The sequence below is a fragment of the Streptomyces sp. CG 926 genome (assembly GCF_003148825.1).
Lineage (GTDB): Bacteria > Actinomycetota > Actinomycetes > Streptomycetales > Streptomycetaceae > Streptomyces.
In genome coordinates, this window is the sequence record NZ_QGGZ01000017.1 from 15,377 (window position 1) to 30,217 (window position 14,841).

Below are 14,841 nucleotides of genomic sequence, written 5' to 3' on the forward strand. Positions count from 1 at the left end.
CGCCCTCGTCACCGATCTTCAGGGAGCCATCCTCTCCGATCCCACCGACAACACACGTCCCGAGCTGGTTCCTAGTCCTTCGCCGCGGCCTCGGCGTTGCGCCACACCGTCACATCGACGGTGATGAAGCCGGTCTCGTCCTTCTTACCGCCCGACTTGCCGCGGTAGGTCGCCAACGCGATGTGGCCGGCCTTGCTCAGCACGCAGACCTGGGACCCGTCCGTGAGCTGGTCGAGTCCGATCTTCTCGGTGAAGCGGGTCACGGCACGGCAGGTCTCCAGGGAACCCTTCTCGGAGTTGTTCAGCAGGACGATCTTGCCGTTCGTGGTACCGAACTTCTCGTCGCCGAAGAGGGTGTCCCGGTAGTAGAAGAGGTCCGCGTGCCCGTACAGCACCCCCGCACCGGTCGGCTCCTCGGCCGGTCGCGGCGGGTTGTCGGCGAACATCAGCTGGTGGTTCTGGGGCACTTCGATGCCCTGGTACGAGACCGGCTGCGGGTCGGGCTGCTTCTGGGCGCCGCCCGACGAGGTACTGCCGCCGCCGGACGCCTTGTCGCCGCCGCCCTTGGCGGAGCCGTCCGGCAGCAGGGATCCGATCACCGCCAGTCCGATGACCGCCGCCGCGACCGCCCCGACGACGATCAGCGCCGTCCGCTTGGGGCGCGCCGGAGCGGTCGGGCCGGGGGCGAAGCCCTGGGGGTGGAACGGCGGCGGTGTGCCGTGCCCGGGGGCGTACGAGGGCTGCGTGTACTGGGGGTGGCTGTACTGCGGCCGGCTGGGCTGCGGTTGCGGTTGCGGGTACGAAGGCTGCGCGTACGGAGGAGGCGTCGGGTAACCGGGCGGCACGGCCCCCGGAGCCCCCTGCGCCGGGGCCGTCTGCGTCGGCGCGGCGGCGGCCGGGCCGGTCGGGGTGTACCCGGGAGCGGCGGGCACCACCGGCGGGGACTGCGGCGAGACCTCGGTCGGAGTCGGCGCCGGAGCCGAGGCGGCCGTCGGCGGATGCGGCTGCGGCGGCGGGGTGGGCGCCGGCGCGGGCAGCTGCAGCCGTTCGGTGAGGGAGCCGGCGACGGCGCGCGGCAGCCAGTCCTCGCCCTGGCGCAGGGGGGTTTCGGAGGCCGCGTTGCACAGCTCGATGACCTCGGTCAGCGTCGGCCGGTCGGCCGGGTCCCGGCTCAGACAGCGGGTCACCACCGGCCGCAGTTCCTCCGGCAGGGCGCTGAGGTCGGGGTCCTCGTGCACGATCCGGTAGAGCACCGCGTGCGAGGGCCCGTCGCCGAAGACGGACGCTCCGATGGCACTGAAGGCCGCGATCTGCCCGAGGGCGAAGACGTCGGTCGCCGGGGTGACCGTGCCGGCCGAGGCCTGTTCGGGCGCCATGAACGCCGGGGTGCCGACGCTGACCCCGGTACTGGTCAGGGCGGTGGAGTCGGCGGCCCGGGCGATGCCGAAGTCGATGACGCGCGGGCCGTCTCCGGCGAGCAGCACGTTGGCCGGCTTCAGGTCCCGGTGGACGATGCCCGCGCCGTGGATGACGTGCAGCGCCTCGGCGACTCCGACGGTCAGCAGCAGCACGCTGCGCACCGGCAGCGCGCCGTGCCGGGCCACGGCGTGGGCGAGGGAGGGGCCGGGCACGTAGGCCGTGGCCAGCCAGGGCTGGGCGCCCTCGGTGTCCGAGTCGATGACGGGTGCGGTGTAGAGCCCCTGGACCCGCTCCGCCGACCGCACCTCCTGCTGGAAGCGCCGCCGGAACTCCGGGTCCTCGCCGAACTCGGGCCGGATCACCTTGATGGCGATGGGCCGGCCGCCGGGAGTGTAGGAGAGGTAGACCTTGCCCATGCCGCCGGCGCCCAGCACGGCCGCCAGGCGGTAGCCGCCCACGACGGCAGGGTCGTCCGCCTTGAGCGGCTGGAAGAAGTCGGCGGAAGGTGCGCTACCCATGGGGGACCCATCTCTGATTGCGGCTGTCCAGCACCTGCCGGCGCCCCGAAGTCAACCGAGAGCGTACCCAATGCCCGGACGGTCCCCACGCCGGACCGTCGGACCGCCGCGCCGTCCCCGGGAGTTGGCGGCCCGGACGGCCGAGGAGGGCGCGGTGGCTCCGCCGCTACCAGCCGAAGCGGCGGTCGACCACGGCCGCGAACTCCTCGAACGTCAGCACGCGGTCGCCGTTCTGGTCGGCCGCGTCGAAGAGGGCCGAGGAGTCGTCGGTGCCCCCGACACCCCAGAAGGGGATCGCTCCCTGCGCAGCGAGGGTCGGACCCTTGGAGCGCAGGGCGCCGATGACCTCGGCGCGGGTCAGGGTGCCGTCCTGGTCGAGGTCGAGGGCGTCGAACAGGCGCCGGGCCTTCTCGCTCATCACATGGTCCTCTCAGCGGTACACGCGCCGCCTCCCGGGCGGCGCGTCCTGCACGGGAGGACGTCGTAGGGCCCGGCGGGGTTGCCCCGCCGGGCATCGGATTCGCGGAGCGGACAGCAGCGCGAGGACGGCGCGAGGACGGGGCGGAGGCGGGATCGGCCGCCGTGTCACCAGGTGACGTACAGGTCCTGCGGTGAGCGGTGGATCAGCGTGGGGCGCATCCGCGGACGCGGACGGTCGGCGTCCAGTCGCAGCTCCGGCATGCGCCGGACGAAGAGTTCGAGTGTCAGCCGCAGTTGCTCGCGGGCCAGTTGGGAGCCGGGGCAGCCGTGGGACCCGTACCCGAAGGCGAGGTGCTGTCGGTTCCCGGGCCGGGTGATGTCGAACTCCCCGGCCCGCTCGTACCGTTCCTCGTCGCGGTTGCCCGAGCCGTACGCCACCAGCACGGCGGCCCCCGCGGGCAGCTTCGTCCCGGCGAGCGTCACCGGCCGGGTGGTGATCCGTCGGAAGGCCTGGATGGCGGTGTCGTGGCGGAGGGCCTCCTCCACCACCGCCGGTACCAGGGACGGATCGGCGCGGAGCGCCAGCCACTGCCGCCGGTCGCCGAGCAGGTGCAGCAGCATGGTGGCGATGAGCGCGCTCGTGGTGAGGAATCCGGCGATCAGCAGGTTCTGCAGGCTCGTCACCAGTTCGTGGCGCTGTTCGAGGGTGAGCTCGTCGTCACCGGGGGCCAAGGCCGCCACCATGACCGAGCACATGTCGTCCCGCGGGTGGGCGCGCCGCTCGCGGACGTACCCGTCCAACAGGTGCTGGAGCGCGACCACGTCCTCGGCGGCCGCCACCTGCCCCGCCGGAGACAGCGGGCGGAACAGCAGCTCCTCGGCGCGGTAGCCGCCGTGCACGGCGGCGGGCACGTCGGCGGGGTCCAGCCCGATCAGCCGGCCGACCACCATCCCGGGCAGGTGTCGGGCGTACGCCGCCACCAGATCCGCCGACCCGTCCGAGGCGAAGCCGTCCAGCAACTCGCTCGCGCACGTGCGGGCGTACGGCACCAGCGCCGCCACCTGGCCGGCGGACAGCCCCCGGTTCAGCGGGGCCCGGTGCCGCCGGTGGGCGGACCCGTCGCTGGACACGACGGTGGGCCGGGGCCCGAACCCCCGGGGCAGGACGCCGAGCGCCGCCTCCGAGAGCGGGATGTCCGGCCGCAGGGAGTTGGCCGAGGAGAAGTCCTCCGCGCGCAGCAGCACCTCGCGTACGTCCCGGTCGCGCGCCACCAGCCACGCGTCGAACTCGGGTACGTACATCAGCCCCTCGGCCCGGCGCGCGCGGTCGTAGAGCGGATAGGGGTCGCGGTACAGCTCGTCACGCCGCGCCTGGTCGTCGTGCCACGTCACTGGGACCTCCGGATCACGGTCGGGACCGGGCGGGGTTCACCGCCACGGGTGACCTCCGGTGCGCCGGATCATCCTGCCCGAAACCCTCCCGGCCCGGTAGGGCGCCTGTCGAAAGGAACCTTGCCCGGCGTGCGGCGCGCCCCCGGCCCGGCGCACGCTTTTTTGTCCGCAGGGTAGAAGCCTTGTCCAGATCAGCGCCGTGGGCGGTAGCCTCCACAGAGGGGTCGGGCTCCGGAAAAACTTTTCCGAAAGCGCGCGTTCGGAGCGCGTCGCACCCGGAATCGACCGGTACGCACGGCCCCGCGGACACCATGGACCTGCCGTCGTCTGCGCACCGCGCACTCCCTGGAGGGACACACGTGAAGGACTCGAAGGACAGGCTGGAAGCACTGCGAGCCGAGATCGAGCGCCGCAACCCCGCGCAGCCCGAGTTCCACCAGGCGGTACGGGAGGTCCTCGAGACCCTGGCCCCCGTCTTCACCGCCCGGCCCGAGTACGCCGACCCGGCCGTGGCCCTCGTGGAGCGGCTCACCGAGCCCGAGCGGCAGATCCTCTTCCGCGTCCCGTGGCAGGACGACCGGGGCCGGGTCCACGTCAACCGCGGCTACCGTGTCGAGTTCAACAGCGCGCTCGGCCCGTACAAGGGTGGCCTGCGCTTCCACCCGTCCGTGGACATCGGCGTGGTGAAGTTCCTCGGCTTCGAGCAGATCTTCAAGAACGCTCTGACCGGCCTCGGAATCGGCGGTGGCAAGGGCGGCAGCGACTTCGACCCGCACGGCAGGTCGGACGCCGAGGTCATGCGGTTCTGTCAGTCCTTCATGACCGAGCTGCACCGGCACATCGGGGAGCACACCGACGTGCCCGCCGGGGACATCGGTGTCGGCGGTCGCGAGATCGGCTACCTCTTCGGTCAGTACCGGCGCATCACCAACCGCTGGGAGGCCGGGGTCCTGACCGGTAAGGGGCAGGGCTGGGGCGGCTCGGCGATCCGGCCGCAGGCGACCGGCTACGGCAGTGTGCTGTTCGCCGCCGAGATGCTGGCGGTCCGCGGTGAGTCGCTGGACGGGCTGACCGCGGTGGTCTCCGGCTCCGGCAACGTCGCCCTGTACACGATCGAGAAGCTCCAGCAGCTCGGTGCGAACCCGCTGACCTGCTCGGACTCCCAGGGCTACGTCGTCGACGACAAGGGCATCGACCTCGCGTTGCTCAAGCAGGTCAAGGAGGTCGAGCGGGGCCGGGTGAGCGAGTACGTGGCGCGACGCGGATCCTCGGCCCGGTTCGTGCCCGGCGGGCGGGTCTGGGAGGTGCCGGCGGACGTCGCCTTCCCCTCCGCCACCCAGAACGAACTGGACGCGCAGGACGCCCGTACGCTCGTCGCGAGCGGGGTCAAGGCCGTCTCCGAGGGCGCCAACATGCCGACCACCCCCGAGGCCGTACGGATCCTGCAGGAGGCCGGGGTCGCGTTCGGGCCCGGCAAGGCCGCCAACGCGGGCGGAGTGGCGGTCAGCGCCCTGGAGATGAGCCAGAACGCCGGCCGCGTGGCCTGGAGCGCGCAGCGGGTCGAGGACGAGCTCGCGGGCATCATGCGCTCGATCCACGCCGTAGCGTACGAGACCGCCGAGCGGTACGGGGCCCCGGGCGACTACGTCACCGGCGCGAACATCGCCGGCTTCGAGCGGGTCGCGGACGCCATGCTGGCGCAGGGTGTCATCTGATCCGACGATCTCGGCGCGATCCCCGAACCGGCCGGCAGGTCGGTTCGGGGAGGCCGGGGCGGGCGGGCGCGGACCGGCCGGGGGGGCGGTCCGCGGCGCGCCGCCGGCGCCGTCTCCGGACGTGGATCCGGCATCCGGGAGCCCGGAGCCGGTCAGAACACGATGACCGTGAACGGGTTGTCCGCGTAGTTGCCGCGGAGGTCATAGGTGTTGACGGTCACGGCGTCCGGGCCGCAGACGCGGTTGGGGGTGGTGCTGAAGCTGCGGCGGTTGGAATTGGGCAGCTCGACGGAGACCACGCTGAACGCCAGGTTGACCTCTTCACTGACATTCACGCAGTACCGGCCGGTGTTGACGTGACGTACCCAGTCGATGTTCTTCGACCGCCTGAGCGCGCCGGAGGCCGTGACGTCCGCGGCGGCCTGGACGTAGGGCGAGGTGATCGGCCTCGGGTCGGCCGCGGGGGCGGCGGCCGCGGGGGCGACGAGGGCCCCGGTCAGGGCGACGACGGCGGGCAGTACGGGGATGAAGCGATGCATGACTGATGCTCCCGGCGGAGGCGTCCTACAGCGAGTTGCGGACGATCCGCCCACATTCGACCGGCGCGCGCCGCTGCGCGGTCGCCACGCCGGTCCGGCATGGGCCAACCGGTGCCGAAGGTCACCCGGGTGGCCCGGACGGTTCGGCCGTAGGGGGCATCGCGTGTGTGAAGTGGGCCTGCGGCACTCCCACGGTGTTTGTCCGGGCGCGGGGGGAGGGAAGAACCGCGTCCGCGGGGACCGCCGTACGCCAGGAGGAACGAAGAATGAAGTTCGCCCAGATCATCGACTTCGAGACGGAGCGCATCGACGAGGTGCGCGACCTGCTGCGCGCCTACGAGGAGCAGGCCCGCTCGCAGGCCCGCGCCGGCGCCCCGACCACCCGCACCTTGCTCCAGGACCGGGCGAATCCCCGCCGCTATCTCGCCGTCGTCGAGTTCGCGTCGTACGAGGAGGCCATGGCCAACAGCAAAGCGCCCGAGACCGGCGAACTGGCCGGGCGGCTGTCGGAGCTGATGACGAGGCCCACCGTCTACACCGACTGCGACGTCCACGAGGACTGAACCACCGCTGATCCGGTCGCCCGGGCTGCGCCTGGGCGACCGGCGTCGGTACGGGCGCCGCAGCCCGGACCGACTCGTCGAGCTGCTGCTCGGGCACCTGACCCGGCCTGGCCTGGCCTGACCGACCCGTCCTGACCGAATCGGCCGACGGTCGAGGTCAGCGGCGGCCTCGACGGTCGAGTTCGTTCGGCGGGGTGTAGAACCGGCGCGCGGGCGACAGTTTGTCGAAGCGGGCCTCCTTTCGAACCTTCTCCTCCAGCTGCCACCCGTCGAGGTTCTTGGTTCGAGTGGCTCGGTCGCTCCAGAGCAGGTACGTCACCAACGCGGCGATGGGTATTCCCGCGCACGCATAGAAAGTGATCAAGTTCCTCAGCCCCCCGGTGAAGATCAGTAACTGCGTCGAGTCTGCTGCCGGCGGGGGTGCGAGTCAAGGCCGAGCGCCGACGGCACAGGCCCCTCGTGCGGTGGCCGCCCGGCTACGGCCGAACGGCCCAGCCTGCGACGCGGAACCGTTTTGTGCTGCTCATAGCGGGTAGCCGAGGTTCATTGATACGTGCCCCCATATGAATGGAGACGTTGTGTCCGTCGTCAAGAACGCCCTCCCGGAAGCGGACCTGAAGGTCGTCGGTGAAGCGCTGCAGGGCGCTCTGGTGGACCTGGTGGACCTCTCGCTCGTGGCCAAGCAGGTGCACTGGAACGTGGTGGGCCCCCGCTTCCGGTCCGTGCACCTCCAACTGGACGAGGTCGTCACCACGGCGCGTACCCACTCGGACGTGGTCGCCGAGCGCGCCTCCGCCCTCGGGATCACCCCGGACGGCCGGGCCTCGACGGTGGCGTCGTCCACCGCGATCACCGGTGTGCCGGAGGGATGGATCAAGGACGCGGACGCCGTCCGCATCCTCGTCGACGCCCTCAGCACGGTGATCGCCCGCATGCGCGACCGCATCCGGGCCACGGACGAGCCCGACCCGGTCACCCAGGACCTCCTGATCGCCCTGACCGGCGACCTCGAGAAGCACCACTGGATGTTCGCCGCCGAGAGCGCCTGAGCAGTCACGGGCCGAGGGGCGTGGCGCAGGCCGGGTGGCAGCCGGCCTGCGCCACGCCCCTGCCGTCCGCGCGGGCAGGTCTCACGTGGCGGGCGGAACTGTGACGGAAGTCTGACGTCGGGCCGGTCCTTCTGGTGTCCAGCACCCCGGGGTGCTGGAATCGAGGGGTGACGACAGACCACCCCGACTTCGAGGGAACCCCCGTCGGTCGCCGTCTGGTGCTCGGCATGCTCGGGCTCGGCGCCGGGGGCCTCGTTGCCGCACCGTATGTACAGCGCGGGATCGAAGCCTTCCTCGGGGCCGCCTCGGACAAGGACCCGACCGGGCTCACCGGGCTGCTCCCCAACGGGGGCGGCTTCCGGTACTACTCCGTCGCGACCTCCGTACCGCGGAAGAACGAGCAGAACTATCGGCTCACCGTCGACGGCCTGGTCGAGCGCCCGACGACCTACACCCTCGACGCCCTGCGCGCGCTGCCGCAGACCCGTGTCGTCAGGGACGTGCAGTGCGTCACCGGCTGGCGGGTCCCCGAGACCGCTTTCGCCGGCGTCCGACTGTCCCGGTTGCTGGACGCCGCCGGTGTCGATCCCACGGCCAAGGCGATCCGTTTCACCTGCTTCGACGGCGCGTACAGCGAGAGCCTCACGCTCCCGCAGGCCCGGCGCGACGACGTGCTGGTCTGTCTGCAGATGCAGGACCAGCCGGTCAGCCACTCGCACGGCGGCCCGGTCCGGCTCTACGTCGCGCCGATGTACTTCTACAAGTCGGCGAAATGGCTCTCCGGGATCACCGTCACCTCCGAGGTGCGCCCCGGCTACTGGGAGGAGCGCGGCTATGACGTCGACGCCTGGGTCGGCGGGTCCAACGGGCGCAGTGACACCCCCACCGTCTGAGCCGACCCGACGCGTCGCCCGCTTCACCCGGGCCGAGCGCTGGGTCCACCGCGCGACCGCCGCACTGATGCTGCTGTGCGTGGCGACGGCGGCCGCGCTGTACGTACCGCAGCTCGCCGAACTGGTCGGTCGCAGGTACCTCGTGGTGACGGTCCACGAATGGGCCGGGATCCTGCTGCCCGCGCCGTTCCTGCTCGGCCTCGCCTCTCCCGCCTTCCGGGCCGATCTGCGCAGGTTGAACCGCTTCGCTCCGCACGACAGGGAGTGGCTGCGCGCGGTGCGTCGACGCGACCGCCGGCGCGGATCCCGGCCCGCGGGGAAGTTCAACGCCGGCCAGAAGATCTACGCGTCGTGGATCGCGGGAGCCGTCCTGGTGATGCTGGCGACCGGCCTGCTGATGTGGTTCACGCATCTGACACCCCTGGTGTGGCGCACCAGTGCCACCTTCGTGCACGACTGGCTGGCCCTGGCCATCGGGGTGGTGCTGGCCGGGCACATCAGGATGGCCCTCGCAGACCCGGAGGCGCGCAGCGGCATGCGTACCGGGTCCGTCGACCGCCCCTGGGCGAAGCGGGAGCATCCGCTGTGGCTCGCGGACGAACCGAAGGACGAAAGCCCGGAAGGGCCGTCGAACGGCGTAGACACCGGATGAGTCGACGACCGGTCGGCGAGAACTGCTCCTTCCGTCGGTTTTCCGTCCGGTGTCATCCCTGGTGATTTCAGAGTGAGTTGACAGATGTCCCACCCGTGCACCACCCTTTCACTACTTAACTAGTGAAAGGGTGGTGTTGAGTGCTGGAATACCGCATCGACCGGCGCAGCGGCATCGCCACCTACCTGCAGATCGTCCAGCAGACCAAACAGGCCCTGCGCCTGGGCCTGCTGGAGCCGGGCGACAAACTGCCGGCGGCGCGCGAGGTCGTGGAGGCCACCGCCATCAACCCGAACACCGTCCTCAAGGCCTACCGCGAACTGGAACGCGAAGGCCTCGTCGAGGCGAAGCGGGGGCTGGGCACCTTCATCCGGAAGTCCCTGGGCAGCGCCCCGGCCGACTCTCCGCTGCGCGACGAACTCGCCGACTGGGCCCGCCGGGCCCGGGACGCCGGCCTGGAGCGCGACGACGTGGCCGCGCTCTTCACATCCGTACTGGAACAGCACTTCGAGGGGGACGGCGAAGCATGACGGAAACCGTGATCGAGGCGAAGGGCCTCGGGTTACGCTACGGACGCCGGGGAGGCTGGGCGCTGCGCGACTGCTCCTTCCACATCCCCGAAGGCCGGGTGTGCGCGCTCGTCGGGCCCAACGGCGCCGGGAAGTCCTCCCTGTTGAGCCTTGCCGCAGGGCTCGCGCTCCCCACGGAGGGCACCCTGCGTACGGCGCCGCGCGAGACGCTCGCGTACGTCGGGCAGGACAAGCCCCTCTACCCGCAGTTCACCGTCGGCGAGACCTTGCGGATGGGCCACGAGCTCAACCCGGGACGCTGGGACGCGGCGACCGCGGAGCGGATCGTCGAGGCCGGGGACCTCGACCCGCGCACCAGGGTCCGTACGCTCTCCGGCGGGCAGCGCACCCGTCTCGCCCTGGCCCTGGCCCTCGGCAAGCGCCCCGACCTGCTGCTCCTCGACGAGCCGATGGCAGACCTCGACCCGCTCGCCCGGCGCGAGCTCATGGGCACCCTGATGGCCGACGCTGCCGACAACGGCACGTCCGTGGTGATGTCCTCGCACATCCTCACCGAGCTGGAGGGCGCCTGCGACCACCTCCTGCTCGTCGACCGCGGCCGGATCCGCCTGTGCGGCCCGATCGACGAGGTCGCCGCGGCCCACCGGCTGCTCACCGGCCCCGCCACCGCCTGTGCCCAACTCGACGCCCACACCGTCGTCGAGTCCCGCACGACCGGCCGTCAGCTCACCGCCCTCGTACGGCCGCGGGGACCCGTCGACCACCGGGTCTGGCAGGCCGAGCAACCGACCTTGGAGGAGCTGTTGCTCGCCCATCTGCGTTCCCCCGACGCCCCGTCCTTCCGCACGGAGGACTGCACCGGGGACTCCACCGGCGAGTCCCTCACCACGACGGGGATACGCGCATGAGCGGCCTGACGCTGAAGGGCCCGTACCGGGTCGCCGTCCGCCAACACCGACGCGCGCTGTGGACCGTGCCCGCCGTCATGGTGGTCGGTCTCGCCGTCGTGATCGTCCTGCGCTCCTGGGCCGAGAGCCTGCCCTCCGGGCGGCTGGGCGCATCGACCCCGAACCACGGCTACGAACTGCTGTACTACTTCATGCGGTACGCGGGCGCGGGCGTGCTGTTCATGCCGTTGCTGGTGGCGGCTTTCGTGGCCGGCCCGATGACGGCCCGCGAGCTGGAGAGCGGCACCTGGCGGCTCGCCCTCACCCAGTCGACCACCCCGAAGGGCTGGCTCGGCTCGAAGGCCGTGGTGGCCGCGGTGATGTCGCTGCTCGGCTCCGCCGCGATCGTCGGCGTGTACCGACTCGGTTGGGTACGGGTGAGTCACACCTACCAGCTCCACTGGGCGGACCGCGGTACGTACGAGGCCTCCGGTCCCGTGCTCGCCGCCTACTGCCTGCTCGGCGTGGCCCTCGGCGTGCTCATCGGCCAGCTGGTCCGGCGGACCCTGGTCTCCATGGCCCTCACCGGAATGCTCACCGGCCTGGTCATGCTGGGCTTCGGTGCGCTGCGCTGGTCGCTCCTCCCCGCGGTGACCCGCACGATGCCGCTGGACGGGAACCCCTACGACGTGATGCCGGGCTCCGCCTTGATGATGAGAAGCGGGCTGCTCACGTCCTCCGGGGAGCGCCTGCCCCGGTACGCCTGCTTCGAGCGGACCCACGACATGCGCGTCTGCCCGCCGGACATGAACGTGACGAGTTGGTACGTGGAGTTCCACCCGGCCTCGCACCACTGGCCGACGCAGCTCATCGAGAGCTCGCTGGTCCTTGCCCTGGCCTGCGTCACCCTGTTCGCCGCGTTCCGGCTGGTGGGCGCCCGGCGCGGCTGACCCCCCGACGGGGGCGGTGTACGTCGGATGGCGGACGGTGCTTGTGGAGCTGCCCCACGGTCAGCACGCTTGATCCATGAGCACACCCGTCCCCGGTCCGGTCCGGCCTTCTGCGACGGTCCGGCCGGACGACGCCCGCCGGGCGCTGGTGGCGGGATCGGTCGGCAACTTCATCGAGTGGTACGAGTTCGGGATCTACGGCTACTTCGCCACGGTCATCGCGGCGCAGTTCTTCACTCCCGCGGGCGGCAGCGAGGTGGAGGGGCTCGTCAAGGCGTACGCGTCGTTCGCCCTGGCGTTCTTCTTCCGGCCGGTCGGGGCCGCGGTGTTCGGGCGGTTCGGCGACCGGGTGGGCCGGCGACCCGCGCTCGTCCTGGTCGTCTGCCTGATGACCGGTGCCACCGCGACGATCGGCCTGCTGCCGACGTACGCGTCGATCGGCGCGGCCGCGCCGTGGCTCCTGACACTGCTGCGGATCCTGCAAGGGCTTTCGGCGGGCGGGGAGTTCGGCGGGGCGGTCTCGGTCATGACGGAATGCGCGCCACCGGGCCGCCGGGGCCGGTACGGGGCCTGGCAGTCGTTCACGGTCGCGCTCGGCCTGCTCGCGGGCGCCGCCGTCGCGGTGGTCCTGGCGAGCGTACTGACCACCTCGCAGCTGCACGCGTGGGGCTGGCGGGTGCCCTTCCTGCTGACCCTGCCGCTGGGGCTCCTCGCGCTGCGGCTGCGCTTGCGGCTGCCCGCCGAAGAACCGTCCGCCCGCGTCCTGGCCGGGCCGCCCGCCCCGGGGCGGCCCCGGCCGCGTTCCGGGGAGACGGCGCGGGCCGTGGTGCTGGGTGTCGGGCGGGTCATGGGCTGGTCGGCGGCCGGGTACACCTTCCTGGTGGTCCTGCCCTCCTACCTGCAGAGCACGCTCGGCACCACCTTCCAGCGAGCCCTGCTCGGCACCGTCCTCGCGAACCTGGGGTTCGCCGCGTCGATCCTCCCCGCCGGCAGGCTGAGCGACCGGATCGGGCGGCGCACGGTGATGGTGGCGGGTGCCCTGCTGGTGGCCGTGCTCGCCCTCCCGCTGCTGCACCTGGTGCAGGACCCCGACGGGCCGGCGTACGTGAAGGGGGCGGCGCTCTTCGCCGCGGGGGCCTGCGTCGGCCTGATGGCGGGTCCGGGCCCCGCGATGCTGGCCGAGATGTTCCCGACCAGGGTGCGCTGCACCGGGCTCGGGCTGGCGTACGCGCTGTCCAACGCCGTGTTCTCCGGATCTGCGGGGCTGATCATCACAGAGGTGGTCGGGCGGACCGGGAACGTCGACGTCCCCGGGTACTACGCCGCGACCACCTGCGCGGTGAGCGCCGTCGCGCTGCTCACCCTGCGCGGCGACGACCACGCGCGGGCGCTGCGGTGAGCGCCCTGCGCGTGGTCGGGCTGATGTCCGGCACCTCGTACGACGCGATCGACGCGGCGGCCGCCGACCTCTCCCTGGACGGCGACACGCTGGTGCTCACGCCCTTGGGAATGATCAGCACGGCGTACGACGACGACCTGCGGGCGGACCTGGCCGGGGCCCTGCCGCCCGCCGGGGCGGACCTGGCCACGGTGTGCCGGCTCGACACCCGCATCGGACGGGCCTTCGCCGCGGCGGCGGTGCGGGCGGACGAGGAACTGTGCGACGGACGGGCCGACCTGGTGGCATCGCACGGGCAGACCGTCTTCCACTGGGCCGAGGACGGCCGGGTGCACGGCACCCTCCAGATCGGTGAGGCGGCCTGGATCGCCGAGGCGACCGGCCGGCCCGTGGTCTCCGGCTTCCGGACCCGCGATGTCGCCGCCGGCGGACAGGGAGCGCCGCTGGTCAGCATCGTCGACGTGATGTGGCTACGGGGACGGCCCGGCGTACCGGTCGCACTCAACCTGGGCGGGATCGGGAACGTCACGGTCGTGCCGGGTGGAGCCGCCGGAACCGGGGGCGCCCCGCTGGCCTTCGACACCGGCCCCGCCAACGCGCTGATCGACGCGGCGGTGACCGCGCTGGCGCAGCGGCACGCCGGAGGCGAGGCGCGGACGATGGACGCGGACGGAGCCCTCGCCGCGCGGGGCACGGTCCACCCGCCGCTGCTGCGAAGGCTGCTGGCCGACCCGTACTACGCCCGTCCCGCACCCAAGACGACGGGCAAGGAACTCTTCCACCTGCCCTATCTGCGCGCGGCTCTGGACTCGTGCGAGCCGCTGTCCGTCGAGGACGTCGTCGCCACACTGACCCGGCTCACGGCCCGGACCGTCGCCGACGCGATCCGGCCCTTCGGGGCGACCGAGGTGATCGTGTCGGGCGGCGGGACCCGCAACCCCGTGCTGATGGACCGGCTGCGGGAGGAACTGGGCGGAGCAGGGGCCCTCGGAGCCCCCGGGGCCGGCGGCTGCGTGGTGCGGTCCTCGGACGAACTCGGGCTGCCCGCGGGGGCGAAGGAGGCGTACGCCTTCGCCGTACTGGGCTGGCTCACCGCGCACGGCCTGCCGGGCACCGTTCCCTCGTGCACCGGCGCCCGGCACGCGAGCGTCCTCGGCTCGATCACGCCCGGCGGTCCGGGCCTGCGCCTGCCGCGGCCACCGGCGACCGCGCCGGTCCGGCTGAGGGTCGGCGGCGGACCCGGCACGGCCCGGCCGGACCACCGACGGTGATGCGGCCGGGCCGGCGTCACCGGCCCGGCCGCCCCTGTCAGTCCTGCTTCTGCTTGATCGCGGAGATGTCGAACTCCAGAACGATCTTGTCGCCGACCAGCACACCGCCGCCTTCCAGAGCCGCGTTCCAGGTCACGCCGAACTCCTTGCGGGAGATGGTCACCGCCCCCTCCAGACCGACCCGCAGGTTGCCGTAGGGGTCGACGGCGTTGCCGGTGTACTCGAAGTCGATCGTGACGGGCCGCGTGGTGTCCTTGACGGTCAGGTCGCCGGTGACGCGGTATTCGGAGTCGGAGCGCGGTTCGACCGAAGTGGTGCGGAAGGTGATGTCGGGAAAGGCGGGAGCGTCCAGGAAGTCGTTGGTGCGCAGGTGCTGGTCCCGCTGCTCGACGCCGGTGTCGATGCTCTCGGTCTTGACCACCACCTGGGCGCTGGAGCGGGCCGGATCGCCCCCGTCGAGGTGGGCGGTGCCCTCGAACCGGTGGAACGCGCCGCGGACCTTGGTGACCATGGCGTGGCGGGCGACGAAGCCGATCCGGGTGTGGGCGGGGTCGAGGACGTAGTCCCCGGTGAGCTCCTGGATGGTGGCGGTCATGGTTGACGTTCCTCCGTAGCGCGGGATCCCGGCGGCGGTACGCCCGGAT

Annotated in this window: 16 protein-coding genes; 10 read left to right on the forward strand and 6 right to left on the reverse strand. The window is 72.2% G+C overall.

Annotated features, from left to right (window positions below):
* Positions 1-71: 71 nt before the first annotated feature.
* From BCL76_RS34225 to BCL76_RS34235, 3 genes are all read right to left on the reverse strand, one after another.
* Positions 72-1,937, reverse strand: coding sequence for a serine/threonine-protein kinase (locus BCL76_RS34225; RefSeq protein ID WP_109783276.1), 1,866 nt, complete (start codon positions 1,935-1,937; stop codon positions 72-74).
* Positions 1,938-2,103: 166 nt separating this feature from the next.
* Positions 2,104-2,355, reverse strand: coding sequence for an EF-hand domain-containing protein (locus BCL76_RS34230; protein WP_109783277.1), 252 nt, complete (start codon positions 2,353-2,355; stop codon positions 2,104-2,106).
* A gap of 167 nt (positions 2,356-2,522) precedes the next feature.
* Positions 2,523-3,749, reverse strand: coding sequence for a cytochrome P450 (locus tag BCL76_RS34235; RefSeq protein WP_258310075.1), 1,227 nt, complete (start codon positions 3,747-3,749; stop codon positions 2,523-2,525).
* A 311-nt stretch (positions 3,750-4,060) separates the two neighbouring features.
* On the opposite strand from BCL76_RS34235, the gene gdhA reads away from it, so the two are divergent.
* On the forward strand, positions 4,061-5,464 hold the full coding sequence (gdhA, locus tag BCL76_RS34240) for an NADP-specific glutamate dehydrogenase (RefSeq protein ID WP_109783278.1): 1,404 nt from the start codon (positions 4,061-4,063) through the stop codon (positions 5,462-5,464).
* A 152-nt stretch (positions 5,465-5,616) separates the two neighbouring features.
* Here gdhA and BCL76_RS34245 read toward each other — a convergent pair whose 3' ends face one another.
* Positions 5,617-6,003 (reverse strand): hypothetical protein, encoded by a 387-nt coding sequence (locus BCL76_RS34245; RefSeq protein ID WP_109783279.1) that lies wholly within the window; start codon positions 6,001-6,003, stop codon positions 5,617-5,619.
* A gap of 266 nt (positions 6,004-6,269) precedes the next feature.
* On the opposite strand from BCL76_RS34245, the gene BCL76_RS34250 reads away from it, so the two are divergent.
* Complete coding sequence (locus BCL76_RS34250; RefSeq protein WP_109783280.1) at positions 6,270-6,566, forward strand: hypothetical protein; 297 nt, start codon at positions 6,270-6,272, stop codon at positions 6,564-6,566.
* A gap of 157 nt (positions 6,567-6,723) precedes the next feature.
* On the opposite strand, the gene BCL76_RS38680 is transcribed toward BCL76_RS34250, so the two are convergent.
* Positions 6,724-6,930 (reverse strand): hypothetical protein, encoded by a 207-nt coding sequence (locus BCL76_RS38680; RefSeq protein ID WP_146228486.1) that lies wholly within the window; start codon positions 6,928-6,930, stop codon positions 6,724-6,726.
* A 214-nt stretch (positions 6,931-7,144) separates the two neighbouring features.
* Here BCL76_RS38680 and BCL76_RS34255 point away from each other — a divergent pair, with 214 nt between their 5' ends.
* The 8 genes from BCL76_RS34255 (at position 7,145) to BCL76_RS34290 (ending at position 14,197) form a co-directional block, all read left to right on the forward strand.
* A complete protein-coding gene (locus BCL76_RS34255) occupies positions 7,145-7,615 on the forward strand; it encodes a Dps family protein (RefSeq protein WP_109783281.1) in 471 nt (156 codons plus the stop codon).
* Positions 7,616-7,842: 227 nt separating this feature from the next.
* Entirely contained in the window at positions 7,843-8,508 is a 666-nt protein-coding gene (locus BCL76_RS34260; RefSeq protein ID WP_109783379.1) for a molybdopterin-dependent oxidoreductase, read from the forward strand.
* A complete protein-coding gene (locus BCL76_RS34265) occupies positions 8,450-9,160 on the forward strand; it encodes a cytochrome b/b6 domain-containing protein (protein WP_109783282.1) in 711 nt (236 codons plus the stop codon). The genes BCL76_RS34260 and BCL76_RS34265 overlap by 59 nt, the downstream gene beginning before the upstream one ends.
* A 140-nt stretch (positions 9,161-9,300) precedes the next feature.
* Positions 9,301-9,690 (forward strand): GntR family transcriptional regulator, encoded by a 390-nt coding sequence (locus BCL76_RS34270; protein WP_109783283.1) that lies wholly within the window; start codon positions 9,301-9,303, stop codon positions 9,688-9,690.
* Positions 9,687-10,598 carry an ABC transporter ATP-binding protein gene (locus BCL76_RS34275; protein WP_109783284.1) on the forward strand — a complete coding sequence of 304 codons (912 nt, stop codon included), beginning with the start codon at positions 9,687-9,689 and terminating at the stop codon, positions 10,596-10,598. Before BCL76_RS34270 ends, BCL76_RS34275 begins: the two co-directional genes overlap by 4 nt.
* Positions 10,595-11,527, forward strand: coding sequence for an ABC transporter permease (locus BCL76_RS34280; RefSeq protein WP_109783285.1), 933 nt, complete (start codon positions 10,595-10,597; stop codon positions 11,525-11,527). The genes BCL76_RS34275 and BCL76_RS34280 overlap by 4 nt, the downstream gene beginning before the upstream one ends.
* Positions 11,528-11,603: 76 nt before the next feature.
* Positions 11,604-12,926: an MFS transporter gene (locus BCL76_RS34285; RefSeq protein WP_109783286.1), complete on the forward strand. Its 1,323-nt coding sequence runs from the start codon at positions 11,604-11,606 to the stop codon at positions 12,924-12,926.
* Positions 12,927-12,931: 5 nt separating this feature from the next.
* Complete coding sequence (locus BCL76_RS34290; RefSeq protein WP_109783380.1) at positions 12,932-14,197, forward strand: anhydro-N-acetylmuramic acid kinase; 1,266 nt, start codon at positions 12,932-12,934, stop codon at positions 14,195-14,197.
* Between the two features lie 37 nt (positions 14,198-14,234).
* On the opposite strand, the gene BCL76_RS34295 is transcribed toward BCL76_RS34290, so the two are convergent.
* Positions 14,235-14,792, reverse strand: a complete 558-nt coding sequence (locus BCL76_RS34295; protein WP_109783287.1) for a YceI family protein — start codon at positions 14,790-14,792, stop codon at positions 14,235-14,237.
* Positions 14,793-14,841: the final 49 nt, after the last annotated feature.

Excerpts from the sequence above, each read along its gene's own strand:
- BCL76_RS34225 (WP_109783276.1), bottom strand. The coding sequence starts at position 1,937 with ATGGGTAGCGCACCTTCCGCCGACTTCTTCCAGCCGCTCAAGGCGGAC.
- BCL76_RS34230 (WP_109783277.1), bottom strand. The coding sequence starts at position 2,355 with ATGAGCGAGAAGGCCCGGCGCCTGTTCGACGCCCTCGACCTCGACCAG.
- gdhA (WP_109783278.1), top strand. The coding sequence starts at position 4,061 with ATGGACCTGCCGTCGTCTGCGCACCGCGCACTCCCTGGAGGGACACAC.
- BCL76_RS34245 (WP_109783279.1), bottom strand. The coding sequence starts at position 6,003 with ATGCATCGCTTCATCCCCGTACTGCCCGCCGTCGTCGCCCTGACCGGG.
- BCL76_RS34250 (WP_109783280.1), top strand. The coding sequence starts at position 6,270 with ATGAAGTTCGCCCAGATCATCGACTTCGAGACGGAGCGCATCGACGAG.
- BCL76_RS34260 (WP_109783379.1), top strand. The coding sequence starts at position 7,843 with ATGCTCGGGCTCGGCGCCGGGGGCCTCGTTGCCGCACCGTATGTACAG.
- BCL76_RS34265 (WP_109783282.1), top strand. The coding sequence starts at position 8,450 with ATGACGTCGACGCCTGGGTCGGCGGGTCCAACGGGCGCAGTGACACCC.
- BCL76_RS34275 (WP_109783284.1), top strand. The coding sequence starts at position 9,687 with ATGACGGAAACCGTGATCGAGGCGAAGGGCCTCGGGTTACGCTACGGA.
- BCL76_RS34280 (WP_109783285.1), top strand. The coding sequence starts at position 10,595 with ATGAGCGGCCTGACGCTGAAGGGCCCGTACCGGGTCGCCGTCCGCCAA.
- BCL76_RS34285 (WP_109783286.1), top strand. The coding sequence starts at position 11,604 with ATGAGCACACCCGTCCCCGGTCCGGTCCGGCCTTCTGCGACGGTCCGG.
- BCL76_RS34295 (WP_109783287.1), bottom strand. The coding sequence starts at position 14,792 with ATGACCGCCACCATCCAGGAGCTCACCGGGGACTACGTCCTCGACCCC.